The organism is Sulfitobacter sp. DSM 110093 (assembly GCF_022788715.1).
Classification (GTDB): Bacteria; Pseudomonadota; Alphaproteobacteria; order Rhodobacterales; family Rhodobacteraceae; genus Sulfitobacter.
The window spans coordinates 955182-973235 of sequence record NZ_CP085167.1; the positions used below are offsets into that span (position 1 = coordinate 955182).

The 18054-nt window shown below is 61.2% G+C and carries 20 protein-coding genes and 1 other RNA gene; 13 read left to right on the forward strand and 8 right to left on the reverse strand.

All coding sequences use genetic code 11. The features are described from left to right. The first annotated feature begins 3 nt into the window (after window positions 1-3). Both DSM110093_RS04640 and DSM110093_RS04645 read left to right on the forward strand, forming a co-directional pair. Window positions 4-624 (forward strand): DUF5671 domain-containing protein, encoded by a 621-nt coding sequence (locus tag DSM110093_RS04640; protein ID WP_243266898.1) that lies wholly within the window; start codon window positions 4-6, stop codon window positions 622-624. After that, a complete protein-coding gene (locus tag DSM110093_RS04645; RefSeq protein WP_243266899.1) occupies window positions 621-1019 on the forward strand; it encodes a hypothetical protein in 399 nt (132 codons plus the stop codon). Before DSM110093_RS04640 ends, DSM110093_RS04645 begins: the two co-directional genes overlap by 4 nt. A 138-nt stretch (window positions 1020-1157) precedes the next feature. Here the strand turns inward: DSM110093_RS04645 and rpmG are convergent, their stop codons facing one another. The 6 genes from rpmG to gatC form a co-directional block, all read right to left on the reverse strand. Next, the gene (gene rpmG / locus DSM110093_RS04650; RefSeq protein WP_007119221.1) at window positions 1158-1325 is read right to left on the reverse strand and encodes a 50S ribosomal protein L33; all 168 of its coding nucleotides are present in this window, start codon (window positions 1323-1325) and stop codon (window positions 1158-1160) included. 159 nt (window positions 1326-1484) lie between these two features. Next, an RNA gene (rnpB, locus tag DSM110093_RS04655) (RNase P RNA component class A) lies at window positions 1485-1966 on the reverse strand. 33 nt (window positions 1967-1999) lie between these two features. Further along, on the reverse strand, window positions 2000-2668 hold the full coding sequence (locus tag DSM110093_RS04660; RefSeq protein WP_243266900.1) for an N-acetylmuramoyl-L-alanine amidase: 669 nt from the start codon (window positions 2666-2668) through the stop codon (window positions 2000-2002). A 3-nt stretch (window positions 2669-2671) separates the two neighbouring features. Beyond that, window positions 2672-3430, reverse strand: a complete 759-nt coding sequence (locus tag DSM110093_RS04665) for a hypothetical protein (RefSeq protein ID WP_243266901.1) — start codon at window positions 3428-3430, stop codon at window positions 2672-2674. A 37-nt stretch (window positions 3431-3467) separates the two neighbouring features. Further along, window positions 3468-4955 carry an Asp-tRNA(Asn)/Glu-tRNA(Gln) amidotransferase subunit GatA gene (gene gatA / locus DSM110093_RS04670; RefSeq protein ID WP_243266902.1) on the reverse strand — a complete coding sequence of 496 codons (1488 nt, stop codon included), beginning with the start codon at window positions 4953-4955 and terminating at the stop codon, window positions 3468-3470. Continuing rightward, entirely contained in the window at window positions 4955-5242 is a 288-nt protein-coding gene (gene gatC / locus DSM110093_RS04675; protein ID WP_093927248.1) for an Asp-tRNA(Asn)/Glu-tRNA(Gln) amidotransferase subunit GatC, read from the reverse strand. The genes gatA and gatC overlap by 1 nt, the downstream gene beginning before the upstream one ends. A gap of 326 nt (window positions 5243-5568) precedes the next feature. Between gatC and DSM110093_RS04680 the strand changes: the two genes are divergently transcribed. The 3 genes from DSM110093_RS04680 to DSM110093_RS04690 all read left to right on the forward strand — a co-directional run bounded on the left by DSM110093_RS04680 (window position 5569) and on the right by DSM110093_RS04690 (window position 7198). Beyond that, window positions 5569-6261 (forward strand): metal-dependent hydrolase, encoded by a 693-nt coding sequence (locus tag DSM110093_RS04680; RefSeq protein ID WP_243266903.1) that lies wholly within the window; start codon window positions 5569-5571, stop codon window positions 6259-6261. A gap of 72 nt (window positions 6262-6333) precedes the next feature. Continuing rightward, window positions 6334-6492 (forward strand): hypothetical protein, encoded by a 159-nt coding sequence (locus DSM110093_RS04685; protein ID WP_243266904.1) that lies wholly within the window; start codon window positions 6334-6336, stop codon window positions 6490-6492. 16 nt (window positions 6493-6508) lie between these two features. Beyond that, entirely contained in the window at window positions 6509-7198 is a 690-nt protein-coding gene (locus tag DSM110093_RS04690; RefSeq protein ID WP_243266905.1) for a VIT family protein, read from the forward strand. Window positions 7199-7332: 134 nt separating this feature from the next. Here DSM110093_RS04690 and DSM110093_RS04695 read toward each other — a convergent pair whose 3' ends face one another. Then, window positions 7333-8109, reverse strand: a complete 777-nt coding sequence (locus DSM110093_RS04695) for a Bax inhibitor-1/YccA family protein (RefSeq protein ID WP_243266906.1) — start codon at window positions 8107-8109, stop codon at window positions 7333-7335. Window positions 8110-8733: 624 nt separating this feature from the next. On the opposite strand from DSM110093_RS04695, the gene DSM110093_RS04700 reads away from it, so the two are divergent. From DSM110093_RS04700 to DSM110093_RS04715, 4 genes are all read left to right on the forward strand, one after another. After that, the gene (locus tag DSM110093_RS04700; RefSeq protein WP_243266907.1) at window positions 8734-9102 is read left to right on the forward strand and encodes a helix-turn-helix transcriptional regulator; all 369 of its coding nucleotides are present in this window, start codon (window positions 8734-8736) and stop codon (window positions 9100-9102) included. 98 nt (window positions 9103-9200) lie between these two features. Further along, a complete protein-coding gene (gene hisN, locus DSM110093_RS04705) occupies window positions 9201-10001 on the forward strand; it encodes a histidinol-phosphatase (RefSeq protein ID WP_243266908.1) in 801 nt (266 codons plus the stop codon). Between the two features lie 132 nt (window positions 10002-10133). Next, complete coding sequence (locus tag DSM110093_RS04710) at window positions 10134-11468, forward strand: 8-oxoguanine deaminase (protein WP_243266909.1); 1335 nt, start codon at window positions 10134-10136, stop codon at window positions 11466-11468. Continuing rightward, window positions 11465-11884 carry a CAP domain-containing protein gene (locus tag DSM110093_RS04715; protein ID WP_243266910.1) on the forward strand — a complete coding sequence of 140 codons (420 nt, stop codon included), beginning with the start codon at window positions 11465-11467 and terminating at the stop codon, window positions 11882-11884. Before DSM110093_RS04710 ends, DSM110093_RS04715 begins: the two co-directional genes overlap by 4 nt. A 24-nt stretch (window positions 11885-11908) precedes the next feature. On the opposite strand, the gene guaD is transcribed toward DSM110093_RS04715, so the two are convergent. Then, window positions 11909-13210 (reverse strand): guanine deaminase, encoded by a 1302-nt coding sequence (gene guaD / locus DSM110093_RS04720; protein WP_243266911.1) that lies wholly within the window; start codon window positions 13208-13210, stop codon window positions 11909-11911. Between the two features lie 121 nt (window positions 13211-13331). On the opposite strand from guaD, the gene mgtE reads away from it, so the two are divergent. From mgtE to DSM110093_RS04740, 4 genes are all read left to right on the forward strand, one after another. Further along, the gene (gene mgtE / locus DSM110093_RS04725; protein ID WP_243266912.1) at window positions 13332-14735 is read left to right on the forward strand and encodes a magnesium transporter; all 1404 of its coding nucleotides are present in this window, start codon (window positions 13332-13334) and stop codon (window positions 14733-14735) included. Beyond that, entirely contained in the window at window positions 14732-15298 is a 567-nt protein-coding gene (locus tag DSM110093_RS04730) for a 5-formyltetrahydrofolate cyclo-ligase (RefSeq protein ID WP_243266913.1), read from the forward strand. Before mgtE ends, DSM110093_RS04730 begins: the two co-directional genes overlap by 4 nt. A 57-nt stretch (window positions 15299-15355) precedes the next feature. Continuing rightward, entirely contained in the window at window positions 15356-16168 is an 813-nt protein-coding gene (locus DSM110093_RS04735) for a TIGR00282 family metallophosphoesterase (protein WP_243266914.1), read from the forward strand. A gap of 94 nt (window positions 16169-16262) precedes the next feature. Next, on the forward strand, window positions 16263-18035 hold the full coding sequence (locus tag DSM110093_RS04740) for an SLC13 family permease (RefSeq protein ID WP_243266915.1): 1773 nt from the start codon (window positions 16263-16265) through the stop codon (window positions 18033-18035). The last annotated feature ends 19 nt before the right edge of the window (window positions 18036-18054 follow it).

An 18054-nucleotide genomic window follows, 5' to 3' on the forward strand; every position in this document is an offset into this window, starting at 1 on the left:
CCCATGGCGAGCAGTAGGGATTTGGCTGTATTCGTACGGGATGCGCTGAGCGCGGGCAAAAACCGCGCAGAGATCGCATCAGTGCTGACGCAGGCAGGCTGGTCAACGCATGAGATTACGGACGCGCTTGATGGCTGGGCCGATGTGCCCTTCGCCCCGCCGGTGCCGCGCCCGCAGACCGTCGTCACAGCGCGGGACTTTTTTATCTATGCGTTGATGTTCGGCGCGCTGTTATTTGGCGCGGGCTATCTGGTGGGGCTGCTGCATGCGCTGATTGACCACCTGCTCGACGCGCCGGCGCGCACGGCGGATCATCGTATCCGTTGGGCGGTGGCAGTGCTGATTGTGACCTTGCCGCTTTATCTCTGGCTCGCCACCCGCGAACGGGCGCGGCTGGCGGCGGACCCGGCGTTACAGCGTTCAGCCATCCGCAATTGGATGACCTATGTAACGCTGCTTTTTGCCGCTGCCGTGCTTTTGGGCGATCTGGTTGCGGTGATCTATGCCTTTCTGAATGGCGATTTCACGTTGCAGTTCGCGCTGAAGGCCTTGGTCGTGGCGGGCATTGCCGGGGGCATTTTCGGCTATTACCGCGCGGGCGATGGGCGCGGAGCAGCGGTGTGAATAAGCTGCTTTTTGTTGCGGTGATTGCAGTCGTGTCGGGCGCGGTTGTTTCGGGGCTCGCGGTGGTAGGCGGGCCGGGGCAGGCGCGGGCCGAAAAGCGCGATGACCAGCGCATCGCCGATCTGCATCGAATCGCCGATGCGATTATTTGCGATGCGGGCGATGGGAGGGCATTCTCGCGGGCTTGCCGTTCTGCGGCGGACGCAACGGACCCACAGACCGGGGCGGCCTATGAGGTGACGCAAGGTGAAGATGCTTTCCAAGTATGTGCGCGGTTTGAGTTGGCGCAGGCGGAGTCCTCTATGAGAGACGCGTTGCACTTTGACGGGGCGCGCGGGTGCCTGCGGTACCAACTGGCGCAACCGTCAAAGCAGTGGGTGATCGAAGGGCACTGAATGGGGGTGCTATGGCTGTTTATGGTCGCGGCCTGTCTGACGCATGCGCGGGCAGGGCTTTGAACTTGCCCCCATTCCCAAACGCAAAAGACCACGCGCATAGCACGTGGTCTAATAAACCATTCAAGTCAGGCGATCTTACTTGATCTTGCCTTCTTTGTATTCCACGTGCTTGCGCGCAACAGGGTCGTATTTCTTGATGACCATTTTCTCGGTCATGGTGCGTGCGTTCTTCTTTGTAACGTAGAAATGGCCTGTGCCCGCGGACGAGTTCAGACGGATCTTGATCGTGGTTGGCTTCGCCATGTGTCTTCTCCTGCTGCAGCGCCGCGCAGGCGTGCGTGAATTCTGAATTTCGGGTTCTAGTCAGACCCGCGCCCGAGTCAACCGCTATTTGCCCGTCCGGTGCCGAAAGACGCCGGTTTCGTCGAAAAACCTGTCTTTCGGACCTGAAAGAGCAGGAATATGCGCGGAAGGCCTATAAGCCGGATTTTGTACCTGCCCTAAAGCAGGCGATGACCATTCCTCTGACTGCACCGTTGCCGATGCAGCTATAGCTGCCAACCCGGACCTGCTGGGGCAGAAGAGCCCCGCCTTTGACCCGAAGATCATCGGCGCGCGGTCCCTATTTGGCATTGCTCCCGGTGGGGCTTGCCGTGCCAGAGCTGTTGCCAGCCCCGCGGTGGGCTCTTACCCCACCGTTTCACCCTTACCCCTGCGGCTGTTCCGGCAAGCCGGACCGTAGGGGCGGTTTCATTTCTGTGGCGCTTTCCGTCGGGTTGCCCCGCCCGGGCGTTACCCGGCACCGTTCCTTCTTGGAGTCCGGACTTTCCTCTACGCCGCTTTTGTCTCGCAAAAGCGACGCCGCGAAGGTCACACATGCTTGTGACGGGAGCGGACGTCGGTCATGCGACACGAGTCGACGCAGCGGCCATCCAGCCTTCCGCGCCTGACCGCCCTAGACCCCGCCGCGCGGCGCGTCAATGGGCGTGGGGCAGGGCAGTGTGGTCTGCGGGGGTGAGAGGGCCTCTCCCCCATGGTCTGAACCGCATCCGCACGGTACTCAACAGCGTGTCATCGTCGCAGGGCGCGGTGAAGCCTGCGGCCCGCGCGGCATCGCGAAAGGTTTCGGCGGTCACCCTCTCGGGCAAAGGGCCGGAGCCTGCAGGCTGCGCCAGTCCACGCCATGCCAGACGTGCCCAATCGAATCTGGGGCCGGGGTCAACCTTGCGGCCTGGTGCCATGCACGAATGACCGATCACCCCCTTAGTGGGGATGTCATGTCGGGCCATGATGTTGGGCAATAAGGTTTCGAGCGCCTGCATTTGGGGCTCCGAAAACGGGTGATCGCCGCGATTGTCCAATTCGATGCCGATTGAGCGGGAATTGATGTCGTCCATCCCCGCCCATTCGCCTTGGCCCGCGTGCCATGCACGCTGATCCTCGTCGACCATCTGAATGACTTCTCCGCTGCCTGAAATCAGGTAGTGGGCAGAGACTTCGGCAGAAGGGTCGCAAAGCCGTTCCAGCGCCGCTTGGGCGCTGGCCATGGCCGTGTAATGCAGGACGATAAGCCGGGGGCGCAGCCCGCCGCGTCGCGGGCCGCAATTGGGCGAAGGCTGCGCCGATACGTCAGGCGCGACGGGCATCTATCAGCCCTGTGCAGCCCGGCGAAAGGGCGTCGGATCCCAGTTACAGGCAAATCCGTCGCCGTCGGGGTCCATGCCGTTGCGGTCCTTCTCTGGGCCACCGGCCTCTAGAAAGGCGATCTGCGCTTGATCTGCGTGGCTGTACTGCGCACAGGCCCGCTCAAACTTCCGTGCCTTGTTAAAGCCAATCCGGCTGTAGATTTGCTGGCCGACCGACTGATTGCTTTGCAACGCGTAAGCGACGATATTGGGGCCGCTATTGCTGCGCTCGGGCAGGGCTTCGGGTTGGACGACCTGATATTGCGCCCGGTTGGCTGCAACACGCGCGGCATCGTCTTGAATGCTGCGCTGGCCAGAAACCGCGTCAAAGTTATTCTCATTCGAGATGCCCACCGCGTTAACCGCCGTTGGGGCCGGATTTGACGGGCTGGCGTTAACGGGCGCGACACCGGAGTTGGTGGCCGCGTCGTTGCCCAATCCGTTGCTGGCCCCGCCGGGACGGGTGGCGGCCAAAACGCGTGCGGTTTCGGCTGCTGTGGCCTCGGGCGAACCATCCGCCGGGGCGGGCGTAGTCGCCGCGATGGCACTGTCGATGCTATCGTTGGCAAGTGCCGCATCGCGTGCACGCTGTTCGGCCTCAAAGCTGCCATCGCCAAAGCCGACGCCGCGCCCGCTGTTGACGCTCCCGGAATCGGGGATCGCAGGTTGGCAGGCTGCCAAAAGACCGCCCGCTGTCATCGCTAGAAGTGTCCGTTTGATCATCTGACCCGCTCTTGCCTGTTAAATAACGCCCGTGGGCTTACCACCATTTTTCAGGCTTGGCCACAAAACCGGCTGCCTTCTCCAGCGCATAGGCGGAGGATAGCAACTCGGCCTCTTCCCACGGCCGCCCAATCAGTTGCAGACCCAACGGCAAGCCTGTGGCGCTTTGCCCCGTCGGCAGCGCGACACCGGGCAGACCGGCAAGGTTCACCGTCACGGTGAAGACGTCGTTGAGATACATCGCGACCGGATCGGCGTCCTTCATTTCGCCCAGACCGAAGGCGGCCGAGGGGGTCGCCGGGGTCAGGATGCTGTCGATGCCTTGGGCGAAGACGTCTTCGAAGTCTTTCTTGATCAGGGTGCGGACCTTGCGGGCGCGGTTGTAATAGGCGTCATAGAAACCCGCCGACAGCACATAGGTACCGACCATCACACGGCGCTGGACTTCGTGGCCGAAGCCCTCGGCGCGGGTTTTCTCATACATCTCGGTGATGCCGTCGCCGTGGTCGAGCTTGGCACGGTGGCCAAAGCGCACACCGTCATAGCGCGCGAGGTTCGAGGACGCCTCGGCGGGGGCGATGACGTAATAGGCGGGCAGGGCGTATTTCGTGTGCGGCAGCGAGATATCGACGATCTCGGCGCCCGCGTCCTTCATCATGGCAATGCCGTCTTGCCAGAGCTTGTCGATCTCGGCGGGCATGCCGTCCATGCGGTATTCGCGCGGGATGCCGATCTTCTTGCCACGGATGTCGCCGGTCAGCGCGGCTTCAAAGTCCGGCACCGCCAGATCGGCGCTGGTGCTGTCTTTGGCGTCATGGCCGCACATGGCTTCCAACATAATCGCGGCGTCGCGCACCGTCTTGGTCATCGGCCCGGCTTGGTCGAGGCTTGAGGCGAAGGCGACGATGCCCCAACGCGAGCAGCGGCCATAGGTCGGCTTGATGCCCACGGTGCCGGTGAAGGCCGCAGGCTGGCGGATTGAGCCGCCGGTGTCGGTGCCGGTGGCGGCGAGGCAGAGGTCAGCGGCCACGGCAGCGGCGGAACCACCCGAGGAACCGCCCGGTGTCAGGTCGGCGGTGTCGCCCTGACGGCGCCACGGGTTCACTGCATTGCCATAGACAGAGGTCTCGTTCGACGAGCCCATGGCGAATTCGTCCATGTTGAGCTTGCCCAGCATCACCGCGCCGCTGTCTTTCAGCTTTTGGCTGACGGTGCTCTCATACTCGGGCAGGAAGCCTTCAAGGATGCGGCTGCCCGCTTGGCTGGGCACGCCCTTGGTGCAGAAAAGATCCTTGATGCCGATCGGCAGGCCGCACATGGCGGGGGCGTCACCCTGCTTGATGCGCGCGTCAGCCTCGGCGGCCTGTTCCAGCGCGATCTCGGGGGTGCGGTGCACGAAGGCGTTCAGCGCGCCTGCGCCGTCGATGGCCTTGAGGCAGGCCTCGGTCAGGTCTTTCGAGGTGGTCTCACCCTTGCGCAGGGCGTCGCGGGCTTCGGCAAGGCTCAGTTTGTTCAGATCGGTCATTATTCCACCACCTTCGGCACGGCAAAGAACCCTTCACGGGCATCGGGGGCATTGGCCAGCACGCGGTCTTGCTGGTCGCCATCGGTGACCACATCCTCGCGCCGTTTCAGGCGCTGTGGCGTGACTGAGGTCATCGGCTCGACGCCGTCGACATCCACCTCGCTCAGCTGTTCGATAAAGCCGAGGATGTTGTTGAACTCTTCCGCAAGCGCCGGAAGCGCGTCGGGTTCAACTTTGATCCGTGCCAGTTTCGCCACCCGTGCGGCGGTGTTTTCGTCGATCGACATGAACATCTCCATCTCTTTGAGGCTCCTCTACCGTCTGGGGGCGGGCCTCGCAAGGGTTTGAGAGGGGCGAAGCGGAGCCGGGCAGCGCCAGACCGGGGGATGGCGCCTGCTTCGAAGCAGTTGGGCAATTTATGTTTGCTGGGGTATTGCGCGATGGCGGGATGGCTTCCGGCTTGCAGAAGCGCCAGCCCGTTGGGCCGGTCTGGCGCTGCCCGGCGGGCATGCGCCCTTGTTTCCGGGCTGGTGGCATGCGGAGGCGTTTACTTGATTCCGCGCTTCGGAGGGTCAAATCTGACGTAAAACCCACATTACTCAGGAGAACTCCAATGAACATCATCTGGCTCGGCCATGGCTCATTTCGCATCGAGATCGAAGATCAAGTGCTGCTGATCGACCCTTGGCTCAAAGACAACCCGATGCTGCCTGAGGAACACCATGCCGATGCAATCAAAGGTGCGACTCAAATCCTCGTCACTCACGGCCATTTCGACCACACAGCCGACATCGCCGATGTCGCCCGGCAGACCAACGCGCCGGTGGCGGGGATGGTCGAGTTGATGGGCTGGCTTGAAGGGCAGGGTGTCGAGAACACCACAGGCTTCAACAAGGGCGGTACGATCCGCGCGGGCAATGTCGCGATTAGCATGGTGCCTGCGTCGCACTCCTCCTCGGTCGAGGGCGACAACGGGCCGATCTACACCGGGATGGAGACGGGGTTCATGATCTCGGGCGAGGGGCATACGATCTATCACTCCGGCGACACGGCGATCATGGCGGATATGGATTGGATGGGCGACTACCACAAACCCGACCTTGGCATTCTATCCGCGGGTGGGCATTTCACGATGGACATGGCGCAGGCCGCCTATGCCGCGAAACGCTATTTTAACTTCAAGACGGTTATCCCCTGCCACTACCGTACCTTCGATGCACTAGAGCAATCGGCGCAGGTGTTGGTCGACGGGCTGCCGGGCGTCGATGTGGTGGAACCGCAGGTGATGCAGCCGATCAAGCTCTGACCGGCCCCCCTTCGCCTTGCGCTGCAAGACGGAACAGGGGATACCTGAAGACCAACTGCCCGGGGAAATGCCATGTCTGCCAAATCGACTGCCGTGATTTTGTTGCTGACGCTGGGGGCCTGCGCCCCGCTGGACCGGGCCGAGCCTACGGGCAGTGTCGGTTTCACGGGCGTCGGCGGTGACCGCCCGGTCATCTTCCCGGCGCATATACTGGTTTACCAGCCGCAATAGACGTAAGGCGGCCGCGATGCCAAGAGAAGGACACTATATCAACCGCAGCAATTGGCTGCGCGCCGCCGTGCTGGGGGCCAATGACGGTATCGTCTCCTCCGCCAGTTTGTTGGTCGGGGTGAGTGCGGCTGGCATGGCGCATGGTAACGTCGTGTTGACGGGGCTTGCCGGGCTCACCGCAGGGGCGCTGTCAATGGCGGCGGGGGAGTATGTCTCTGTTTCCGCGCAGGCGGACGTAGAGAAAGCCGATCTGGAACGCGAGCGCGTGGCGCTGATCGAAGACCCGGATTACGAACTTAGTGAGCTTGCCGAGGGGCTGGAGAACCGGGGCGTAGAAAGTGACCTTGCACTAGAGGTGGCCGCCCAGATGACGGATCATGACGCCCTTGGTGCCCACGCTAGGGAAGAGTTGGGGATGTTTGGTCTCGCCGGACAGGCTGATCCGTTGCAGGCGGCGGGGGCTTCTGCATTTGCCTTCGCACTCGGGGGCGGTCTGCCTTTGATCGCCGCGATTGTAACGCCTTCAGGCACGCGCGGTGCCTGTGTCGCATTGGTGGCGGTGTTTGCGCTGGTGTTGCTGGGGATAGGGGGTGCACGGTTGGGCGGCGCGCCTGTGTGGCCTGCGATCCGGCGGGTGGTGTTCTGGGGCGGGCTGGCTATGGCAGTAACCGCGGGTGTCGGTCAGCTTTTCGGCGCGGTGGGTTAGGCCTGCACACTGCCCCGCCCGCATGGAAGGGTGTCACTAATCCATTCGGACGGTAGATTATAGAATGGATCGGCCCAAAGAAAAAGGCCGGCCCTTTTCAGAACCGACCCTTCCGCATTCATATTACGCGTAAGTTATTCACGGTTACCGAAAAGCGACAGCAACATCATGAACATGTTGATGAAGTTCAGGTAAAGGTTCAGCGCACCCATGATGGCGGCTTTGCCCAGCCACTCGGTGTCGCCATGGTGCGCATGGGCCAGATATTCCGTCTTGATGCGCTGGGTGTCATAGGCAGTAAGACCCGCGAAGATCAGCACGCCAAGGGCCGAAATCGCAAACATCAGCGCCGAAGAGGCGAGGAAGATGTTCACGATCGACGCCACGACAAGACCGATCACACCCATGATGAGGAAGCTGCCCCATGCTGAGATGTCTTTCTTGGTGGTGTAGCCCCATAGCGACAGACCCGCGAACGCGATCGAGGTGATCAAAAAGATCTGCGCGATAGAATAACCTGTGAAGACCAAGAAGATTGAGCTGATTGAAACGCCCATCACCGCAGCAAATGCGTAGAACACAACCTGCGCCGTGGCCGCCGACATCTTGTTGATCATGGCGCTAAAGCCAAAGACAAAGGCCAGCGGCGCAAACATCACAACCCATTTCAACGGGGAGGCGTAAAGCGCATAGCCCAATTGTGTCAGGTATTTATCTTGGCTGAGCTGCGCCGCAGCTGCGGACGGATCAGATGTGACAGATAGACCCGAGATGGCCCAAGCAGCGGCAAAGGTGATCAACATGCCAACCGACATGGTGCCATACACCTTATTCATATGCGCGCGCAGCCCCGCGTCGATCGCAGAGGCGTGCGACCCGGCAGCAGAGCGAATTGAATTGACGTCAGCCATTTAGTGACTCCCATTGGCAAAGTTGCGTGTCGCAAACAAGCCGACACGTTCTTGGGTTTGAATATCGGGCCTGATGGGCTGAATTTCAAGTGTCTTGCTGTCTGATTTCAGGGTGATAGCCGCAGGTTTCGACAGATGTGCATCGCATGGCCAACGGGGAAGGGGCGGATTGCTCTTTGTTGTCTATCAGGGCCCCGTAAACAGCCTCGATAGGCGGAAAACCCCCGTCACCTGCCGCATATCTGCGCAAGAGGGAAAACAAGAAGTCCAATACCATAAATAGATTAAATTTAGGAACTGAAAGATACTCTGGGAACCGATTGATATCTTTTGCGTTCATCCACTGGTTGCTGGGCGGGAACTAGTACGCCTAAGGAAAATTGGGTCATTCGTCCCCGCCCGGCTAAGAGGAAACAAGAGCATTGCACCGCCTAGGGTTGCAGTTGATAGAGGCGGATATTTACCATTGTGTGAAATTTCTTTGCTGAATTCGACGCAACCATTATAATTAAGGGAAGGCCCCATGCGCAACCAATGCGGTACTGCGCTGGGTGACGGCGCAATTCGTTCATGTTCGGAAATGAGATTGGCACGGTAGCATGTGCCCTATAAGGAATATGCTAGATGGTACATGTAGTTGATGTTCACGTCGGAAAACGCATCCGGCAACGACGCTGGCTAACAGGGATGACCCAGCAACGGCTGGCAGAACTCGTTGGCATTAAATTTCAGCAGATACAAAAATATGAGACTGGCGCGAACCGCGTGAGCGCTTCACGGCTGTGGGATATCGCAGATGCCCTCGACGTGCCGGTGCCTTTCTTCTTCGAAGGGCTGAAGGAAGATGAAGCCGATGCACCGATAGACGGTCTGCCTGCTGATCTGATGGCTGACAAAGAAGCGATGGAGTTGGTCCGCTCGTATTATGCCATTCCAGAGAACCAGCGGCGCAGGCTGTTTGAATTGGCCCGTGTGTTAAGCGACGTGGCCTGACGGCAACCGAGATCGTTGCTACGGCACTTTGACCCTAACGGGGTTTTGGTCAAACTGGCAGGCTTGCGCAAACAAGCGCAAGCTGTCAGGTCTTCGTCATGATGAACGCCCCTGATTTTGATCCCGATATTCGCCGCGTCGCCCATCTGATGGCTGATGCTGCGCGTCAGGTGATCTTGCCCTATTTCCGCAGCCTTGATTTGCAGGCTGACAACAAGCTCGGTACGGGTTTTGACCCTGTGACCGAAGCAGACCACGCCGCCGAACGAGCAATGCGCGATATCTTGGCGGCGGAACGGCCCGCCGATGGCATTTTGGGCGAGGAATATGGCGCGCAGCCCGGCACGTCGGGGCTGACTTGGGTACTCGACCCGATTGACGGCACGCGCGGGTTTCTCAGCGGCACACCAACATGGGGCGTGCTGATCGCGGTCAGCGATGCGTCGGGGCCATTCTACGGCATCATTGACCAGCCCTATATCGGCGAGCGGTTCGAGGGCGCACCGGATGGCGCGCTGATGACCGGGCCGCATGGAAGCCGCCCCTTGCAAACCCGCGCGGCGCGGGACCTGCGGCAGGCCATCGTTTTCACCACATTCCCAGAGGTCGGCAGCACCGAGGAGGCCAGCGCCTTTCGGGCCGTCGCGTCGCAGACGCTGCTGACCCGCTATGGTATGGACTGCTACGCCTATGCGCTGGTCGCGGCGGGGCAGGTCGATCTGGTGATTGAGGCAGGATTGAACGCCTATGACATTCAAGCGCCCATCGCAGTGATCCAAGCGGCCGGGGGCATCGTCACCGATTGGCAGGGAAATCCGGTGCATGAAGGGGGCAGGGCGCTGGCGGCGGCCAACCGCGAAATCCACGCGCAGGCGCTTGCGATCCTTTCCGCCTATTGATCCAATTGTCAGAACCCGCGGATTGACCGGCCCCAGCGGGATGCGATAATGCCGTATAGGCTGGTTCTCTCGCCCGTTTTCCACCGGCCACACACACTTTGCATGAGACGGGCATAGCGAAAAGTGTGACCTATGGCAGAGACCCTCATCCGCGGCGCGGATTACCTCATCACGATGGACGACACCCGGCGCGAGCTTGCCGGCGCGGACCTGTTGCTGCGCGACGGGGTGATTGCCGAGATCGGGCAGGGCCTTCGGACGGACGGTGAGATTGTCGAGGCGAAGGGTTGCGTCGTCACGCCGGGTCTCGTGAACACGCATCACCATCTCTACCAAAGCATGACCCGCGCCGTGCCGGGGGCACAGGATGCGCTGCTCTTTGGCTGGTTGCAGCGGCTCTATCCCATTTGGGCGCGTATGGGGCCAGAGCATATGTTCGTCTCGGCCCAGATCGGTTTGGCTGAACTTGCGCTGTCGGGCTGTAGCCTGAGTTCGGATCACCTTTACCTCTACCCAAACGGCGTAAGGCTGGAGGACACGATCCATGCCGCCGCCGAACTTGGGCTGCGCTTCCACCCCACCCGCGGCTCGATGAGCATCGGGGAAAGCGATGGTGGCCTGCCGCCTGATGCGCTGGTGGAGCGGGAAACGGCGATTTTGGACGATTGCATTCGCGTGGTCGACGCCTTTCACGATCCCGCCGAAGGGTCGATGTGCCGCGTTGGGCTGGCCCCTTGCTCTCCTTTCTCGGTCAGCCGCGAGTTGATGCGCGACACGGCTCTGCTGGCGCGGGACAAGGGCGTGATGCTGCACACCCATCTTGCTGAGAATGCCGAGGATGTGGCCTATTCGCTGGAGAAATTCGGCTGCCGCCCCGGAGAATATGCCGAAAGTCTTGGTTGGCTGGGCGATGACGTTTGGCATGCCCATTGCGTGCAGTTGGACGGGGCGGAGATTGATCTTTTCGCGCGCACAGGCACCGGGGTGGCGCATTGCCCCTGTTCCAATTGCCGCCTTGGGTCGGGCATCGCGCCGGTGCGGGCGATGCTGGATGCAGGCGTGCCGCTGGGGCTGGGGGTCGATGGATCGGCCAGCAACGACAGCGGCAATCTGGCAGCCGAGGCGCGGCAGGCGATGCTGTTGCAGCGCGTGGCACGCGGCGCTGATGCGATGAGTCCCCGCGCCGCCTTGGAAATGGCCACACGCGGCGGGGCGGATGTGTTGGGGCGCCCTGATTGCGGGCGGCTGATGCCCGGCAAACGGGCCGATGTGGCGATCTGGGACGTTTCCGGCGTGCATAGCGCAGGCAGTTGGGATCCTGCTGCGCTGCTTCTTGCCGGTCCGACGGCGGTGCGCGACCTTTTCGTTGAAGGCCGTCAGGTGGTGCGCGATGGTCACATCACCACGATTGACTTGGCCGCACAGGTGGCGCGGCAAAACGAATTGGCGAAAGGCTTGGCTGAATGAGGCCATTTTTTCTATCGATCCTGATGCTGGCCGGTATGCCAGCATTGGCCGACCCCATGGGGTTGGAGCGCGTAAATGCGCTGCGGGATGTGCAGGGGCTCAAACCTCTCGTCTATGATGGCCGTTTGGCGCAGGCGGCGCAAACCCATGCCACCGATATGGCAGAGCATGACTATTTCAGCCACAAAGGCCGCGATGGCACGGATGTGGGCCGTCGTGCCGCGATGGCGGGGTATCAATGGTGTTTTGTGGCCGAGAATATTGCCAAGGGGCAGCACTCCTTGGATGAGGTCATGACCGGCTGGACCAACTCGCCGGGGCATTACCGCAATATGGTCGACAGCCGCGCCGAAGAGATGGGGCTGGTGCAGGCCGATAGTGAGGTTTGGGTCATGGTGCTGGGCGCGCCCTGCTAACTTGAACCAATCGCGGGTGGTGCGTTACGCTGTGCCACCCCGACGCGCACCCGCAACCCAAACATCTGCAATCGCACGGTCATCGCCCATCATGATGGTGGCGAAAAGGCTTTCCCAGATATCCTTGGCTGCCGCGTGACGCTGCGCGATGGCGGAGGTGGAGTCGAGCGATAGCACGGTAATATCCGCCTCCATCCCTTCGGCCAGACTGCCGACGTGATCCTGCAAATGAAGGCTGCGGGCCGAGCCTGCGGTGGCGAGCCAGATCAGCTGCGCCGCATGCAGCGGCGTGCCGCGCAGTTGGCCGACCTCATAGGCTGCCGCCATGGTCCGCAGCATCGAGAATGAAGAGCCGCCCCCGGTATCCGTTGCCAGCGCCAGCGGAATGTCCCGCGCCGCAAGGCCGGTCATGTCAAACAGCCCCGAACCGATAAACGTATTGGAGGTGGGGCAATGCACCAGCGCCCCGCCTGTCTCTGCCAGCCGGTCAATCTCACGCGGCTCTAGGTGGATCGCATGGCCGTAAAGGCCGCGCTCGCCCAACAGCCCGTGGGCCTCATAGGTATCAAGGTAATCGCGCGCCTCTGGGAACAGGCCGCGCACCCATTCGATCTCATCCGTTTGTTCGCTGAGGTGGGTCTGCATCAGACAGGTCGGATGCTCTGCCCAAAGCGCACCGAGGGCCGAGAGTTGCTCGGGCGTCGAGGTCGGAGAGAAACGCGGCGTGATCGCATAGCTCGCGCGGCCTTTGCCGTGCCACCGCTCGATCAGCGCTTTGCTGTCGTCATAGGCCGATTGCACCGTATCGCGCAGCCCCTCGGGGGCGTTGCGGTCCATGCAGGTCTTGCCCGCCACGATCCGCTGACCGCGATCTTCTGCCGCCTGAAACAGCGCGTCGGCGCTGTGGGGGTGGATCGTGCAATAAGACGCGACCGTGGTGGTGCCATGGGCCAGCGTCAGGTCCAGATAACGCGCGGCGATGTCACCCGCATAGGCGGGATCCGAGAGGCGCATCTCTTCGGGGAAGGTGTAGGTATTCAGCCAGTCGATCAGCCGCTTGCCCCATGACGCGATGATCGCGGTTTGCGGATAATGCACATGGGCGTCGACAAACCCCGGACAAATCAGCGCCTCGCCATAGCGCGTCACCTCGGCTTGCGGATGGTCGGCACGCAGGCGTTCGCCATTGCCCAAGGCGGCAATGCGACCGTCTTCGATCAAGACACCGCCTTCGGTGTCGATCTTCACGGTATCTTCCCACGCGCTTTGCATCGGGTTGCCGGAATAGGTGAGCGTCGCGCCCAAAAGGAGTCGTTGATTTGTCATGCCAGTGGTTTAGGTGAGGGCGAGACAGGGAACAATACCGAAGCGTCGCGGGCGGCATTGTGCCCGTGCGGGCGCTTGCATATTGTCGGCCCAAAGCGCAGCACAGGCACGGAGAACGCGGATGTCAGAGCAGATCGAAGAGCTGGATCCGGCGGTACCTTCTGAGGAGAATGCCGAAGCCTATATGCTGGACCGCAAGGCCGTGGCCGCGATCCTTGAAACCGTAGAGGCCAACGATCAAGCCCATCTGACCAAGTTGATGGAACCGCTGCACGCGGCGGACATCGCTGACCTTTTGGAACAGATCGACGAAGATGACCGCGCAGCACTGATCCGGCTTTACGGGCAGGAATTCGACGGTGAGATTCTGTCGGAACTCGACGAGTCGATCCGCGAAGAAGTCATCTCCATCCTGACGCCGCAGGTCCTGACCCAAGCGGTGCGTGAACTGGACAGCGATGATGTTGTCGACCTGATCGAAGATCTGGAGGACGCGCAGCAGGAAACCATCCTCGACGCGCTGGAGGAAACCGACCGGGTCGCCGTTGAACAGGCGCTGAACTGGCCAGAATACTCCGCCGGTCGTCTGATGCAGCGCGAGGTTGTGATGGCGCCCGAGCATTGGACGGTGGGCCAAACCATCGACCATCTGCGCGCCACCAAGGAAGAAGACCTGCCAGACCAATTCTATCACATTGTCATGGTCGACCCGCGTCTGCACCCGGTGGGCAATGTGACACTGGGCAAGCTGATGCGCTCGCGCCGCGAGACGCGGCTGGCGGATATCTTAGAGGAAACGTTCCAAATCATCCCCGCCATGCGCGATGAGGGCGATGTGGCCTATGCGTTTAACCAGTACCACCTGATCTCGGCCCCGGTGGTTGATGAAGAGGGGCGGTTGATCGGCGTCATCACCATTGATGATGCCATGGCGGTGCTGGATGAAGAACACGAAGAAGACATCCTGCGTCTGGCGGGTGTGGGCGAGGGTTCACTTTCCGACCGGGTGGCGGAAACGACCAAACAACGTCTGCCATGGCTCGCGGTGAACCTTGTGACGGCGATTGCCGCATCGATGGTCATCTCGCAGTTCGAAGCCGCCATCGCGCAGATCGTGGCGCTGGCGGTGCTGATGCCGATCGTGGCGTCGATGGGCGGCAATGCGGGCACGCAGAGCCTGACCGTCGCGGTGCGTGCGATTGCGACGAAAGACCTTACCGGCTCCAACGTCTGGCGGGTGATCCGGCGGGAGGTTCTGGTGGGGCTGGTGAACGGGCTGATCTTTGCGGTGATCATGGGCATCGTCGGGGTGATTTGGTTCGGCTCTCCGGCGCTTGGCTATGTGATTGCGACCGCGATGGTGATTAACCTTGTGGTGGCAGGACTTGCGGGCACCGGTATCCCGATTTTGCTGGAGCGGTTTGGGGTCGACCCGGCGCTCGCCTCGGGGGCCTTTGTGACCACGGTGACGGATGTTGTCGGCTTCTTTGCCTTCCTCGGTCTCGCGGCGCTGGTGCTGTTGTGAGTGATTGCGCCACCCAGAAGGCCGAAGCGCGCAAGGCGGCATTTGCCCGCCGCAAGCCGTTGTTTGAACAGGCGAATGCCGCGCAGGCGGGGTATCTTTCCGAAGTGCTGGCAGGGTATCGCGGCGTGCCGCTTTCGGGCTTTATGCCGATCCGCACCGAAATCGACCCGCGCCCGGCCATGGCCGAAGCCTGCGCCCATGGGCCAGTCGGCGTGCCGGTGATCATGTGGCCCGACCACCCGCTGTCGTTCTCGCGCTGGACGCCGGAGACGCCGATGGTCGCGGGCACTTTCGGCGCAATGATCCCCGAACATAACGATTTCTTTGAGCCGGAGATCGTGATCGTGCCGCTGCTGGCCTTTAACCGCGCGGGGGCGCGGCTGGGCTATGGCGGCGGGTTTTATGATCGGACATTGGCGATGCTGCGCGCGCGCAGGGCCACTATGGCAATCGGTTTCGCCTTTGCCGGGCAGGAGTGCGATGACATTCCGCTCGAGGAAACCGATGAGACGCTGGACCTGATCGTGACAGAGGCCGGTGTGATCGAAGTGACGCAACACTAACCCGCCCACGCGGAATAAGGGTTGCCGCCAAGCCACGCGCGTCCTAGTCCATAGTTTATGAAGATTTTGTTTCTTGGCGATGTGATGGGCCGGGCCGGACGGCGGGCAATCACCGAAAATCTGGCGCGGCTGCGGCGCGACTGGAAGCTCGATTTTATTGTGGTGAATGGCGAGAATGCGACCGGGGGCATGGGCCTGTCGGGCGCGCATGCCAAGACGTTGCTGGATGCCGGGGCTGACTGTCTGACCCTTGGCGATCACGCGTTTGACCAAAAAGACATGCTCAGCTTTATCGAGCAAGAGCCGCGAATTATCCGGCCTCTGAACTTTTCCAAAAGCGCGCCGGGCAAGGGGGCAAAGCTGTTCACGGCGCAGAACGGCAAGAAGGTTCTGGTCACTCAAGCGCTTGGCCAAGTCTTTATGAAACGCCCCTTTGATGACCCCTTCTCAGCGCTGGAGCCGGTGTTGAAAACTCATCCTTTGGGTGGAATGGCCCAAGCGATCATCGTCGATATGCACTGCGAAGCCACGAGCGAAAAAATGGCCATGGGCCATTGGTGCGACGGGCGTGCGAGCCTTGTTGTCGGCACTCACACCCATGTGCCGACCGCCGATGCGATGATCCTGCCGGGCGGGACGGCCTACCTGAGCGATGCGGGCATGTGTGGCGATTATCATTCGGTGATTGGCATGGACAAGGCCGAGCCGCTGCGCCGTTTCATCACCGGCATGCCGCGCGAACGCTTTACCCCCGCAAATGGCGAAGCAACACTATCTGGCGTCTATATCGAGACCGATGACCGCACAGGCCGCGCCACGCGCATTGTGCCGGTGCGCGATGGTGGCGCATTACAGGCCAGTGCCCCCTGAGATCTGACAGCATGCGCCTTTGCGTCAGGCTTGCGCAGGGCGCCGCAATCGGCGTAACTGGACAACGGCCTTTTGCCCGAATGACAGGTTCTTGATGGAATTTTTCAGTTTCTCTCCGATGGAGACGTCGGTGCTCACCTTGGTGGTCGTCGGCATGATGTTCGTGCTTTTCCTGCGCGAAGCCTTTCCCACCGAGGTGGTTGCCATTGCTGGGGCGGCTTTGCTGCTGGCAATCGGCGTTTTACCCTATGACGATGCGCTAGAGGTGCTATCAAACCCCGCACCTTGGACCATTGCCGCCATGTTCATCATCATGGGGGCGTTGGTGCGGACCGGGGCGCTTGATGTGCTGACGCGGCTGGCCGAACGAACGGCCAAGACCCACCCGAAATCCGCAGTAGCGGGGGTTGTCCTGTCGGTCATGGCGGCCAGCGCCATCATGAACAACACACCCGTTGTTGTAGTGATGATTCCGGTGGTGGTGCAATTGACCCGCACGCTCAACACCAAAGCTTCTAAGTTGTTAATTCCGCTGAGTTATGCCGCGATCATGGGCGGCTCTCTCACGTTGATCGGCACCTCGACCAACCTACTGGTTGACGGTGTGGCGCGGGCGCAGGGCATGGCACCATTCGGTATCTTCGAGATCCTTCCCGTGGGACTTGTGGTCTGTACGTGGGGTCTGATCTATATGCTGTTCTTTGCCGACAGGCTGCTGCCTGCGCGCGACAGCATGGCGAACATGCTGTCGGACCGATCCAAGATGAAGTTCTTCACCGAAGCGGTAATCCCGCCTGAAAGCAACCTTATCGGGCGCGATGTGTTGGATGTGCAGCTGTTCAAGCGCGAGGGCGTGCGGCTAATCGACGTGGTGCGCGGTGATGATTCCCTGCGACGCAGCCTTAAGGGGGTCGAGCTTCAGGTCGGGGACCGCGTGGTTCTGCGGACCCAAATGACCGAGCTTTTGAGCCTGCAAAATAACAAGGAATTGCGCCGCGTTGACCAGCTGTCGGCGGTCGAAACCACGACCGTTGAGGTGCTGATCACACCGGGTTGCCGGATGGTGGGGCGTTCGCTCGGCTCCATGCGGTTGCGGCGGCGTTATGGGGTTTATGCGCTGGCGGTGCATCGGCGGAACCAGAACATCGGCCAGCAGCTTGAGCAACTGATCGTCAAGGTGGGCGACACGCTGCTGCTGGAGGGGGCTGCGGAAGATATCCAGCGGCTCGCCAGTGAAATGAACCTTGTGGACGTGACCCAGCCATCGTCCCGCGCGTTCCGCCGGGGGCACGCGCCGATTGCCATTGCTGCTCTCGCGGGCATCGTGGTGCTTGCGGCCTTTAACGTGGCGCCGATTTTGGCTTTGGCTGTGATCGCCGTAGCGGTGGTGCTGGTGACAGGCTGTATCGACGCCGAGGAGGCGTTTTCTTTTGTCGAAGGGCGTTTGTTAGCGCTTATTTTTGCCATGCTGGCCGTGGGCGCGGCGCTGGAAAACTCAGGTGCGATTTCGCTGATCGTCGATAACATCGCACCGGGATTGGCCGAGCTGCCCCCCTTCTTCATCATCTGGGCGGTATTCCTGTTGACCACGACATTGACCGAGATCGTCAGCAACAACGCCGTGGCCGTTATCATGACGCCCATCGCCATCAGCCTCAGCACGGCCCTTGGCATGGACCCGCGCCCCTTGGTCGTGGCGGTGATGATCGCGGCCTCTTGCGCCTTTGCCACGCCCATCGGCTATCAAACCAACACGCTGGTTTACGGGCCGGGGGGGTACAAATTTACTGACTTCATGCGCATCGGCATACCGCTGAACCTGAGCATGTCGCTGTTGGTCAGCGCGGTAATCCCGCTGTTTTGGTAGGGTAGAGGGATACGCTTAG

Coding starts and splice junctions, on each gene's coding strand:
- rpmG (WP_007119221.1), bottom strand. CDS start 1,325: ATGGCGAAGCCAACCACGATCAAGATCCGTCTGAACTCGTCCGCGGGC.
- DSM110093_RS04735 (WP_243266914.1), top strand. CDS start 15,356: ATGAAGATTTTGTTTCTTGGCGATGTGATGGGCCGGGCCGGACGGCGG.
- guaD (WP_243266911.1), bottom strand. CDS start 13,210: ATGACAAATCAACGACTCCTTTTGGGCGCGACGCTCACCTATTCCGGC.
- gatC (WP_093927248.1), bottom strand. CDS start 5,242: ATGTCGATCGACGAAAACACCGCCGCACGGGTGGCGAAACTGGCACGG.
- DSM110093_RS04715 (WP_243266910.1), top strand. CDS start 11,465: ATGAGGCCATTTTTTCTATCGATCCTGATGCTGGCCGGTATGCCAGCA.
- DSM110093_RS04740 (WP_243266915.1), top strand. CDS start 16,263: ATGGAATTTTTCAGTTTCTCTCCGATGGAGACGTCGGTGCTCACCTTG.
- DSM110093_RS04660 (WP_243266900.1), bottom strand. CDS start 2,668: ATGCCCGTCGCGCCTGACGTATCGGCGCAGCCTTCGCCCAATTGCGGC.
- DSM110093_RS04685 (WP_243266904.1), top strand. CDS start 6,334: ATGTCTGCCAAATCGACTGCCGTGATTTTGTTGCTGACGCTGGGGGCC.
- DSM110093_RS04695 (WP_243266906.1), bottom strand. CDS start 8,109: ATGGCTGACGTCAATTCAATTCGCTCTGCTGCCGGGTCGCACGCCTCT.
- DSM110093_RS04680 (WP_243266903.1), top strand. CDS start 5,569: ATGAACATCATCTGGCTCGGCCATGGCTCATTTCGCATCGAGATCGAA.
- mgtE (WP_243266912.1), top strand. CDS start 13,332: ATGTCAGAGCAGATCGAAGAGCTGGATCCGGCGGTACCTTCTGAGGAG.
- DSM110093_RS04640 (WP_243266898.1), top strand. CDS start 4: ATGGCGAGCAGTAGGGATTTGGCTGTATTCGTACGGGATGCGCTGAGC.
- DSM110093_RS04665 (WP_243266901.1), bottom strand. CDS start 3,430: ATGATCAAACGGACACTTCTAGCGATGACAGCGGGCGGTCTTTTGGCA.
- DSM110093_RS04710 (WP_243266909.1), top strand. CDS start 10,134: ATGGCAGAGACCCTCATCCGCGGCGCGGATTACCTCATCACGATGGAC.
- hisN (WP_243266908.1), top strand. CDS start 9,201: ATGATGAACGCCCCTGATTTTGATCCCGATATTCGCCGCGTCGCCCAT.
- DSM110093_RS04700 (WP_243266907.1), top strand. CDS start 8,734: ATGGTACATGTAGTTGATGTTCACGTCGGAAAACGCATCCGGCAACGA.
- gatA (WP_243266902.1), bottom strand. CDS start 4,955: ATGACCGATCTGAACAAACTGAGCCTTGCCGAAGCCCGCGACGCCCTG.
- DSM110093_RS04690 (WP_243266905.1), top strand. CDS start 6,509: ATGCCAAGAGAAGGACACTATATCAACCGCAGCAATTGGCTGCGCGCC.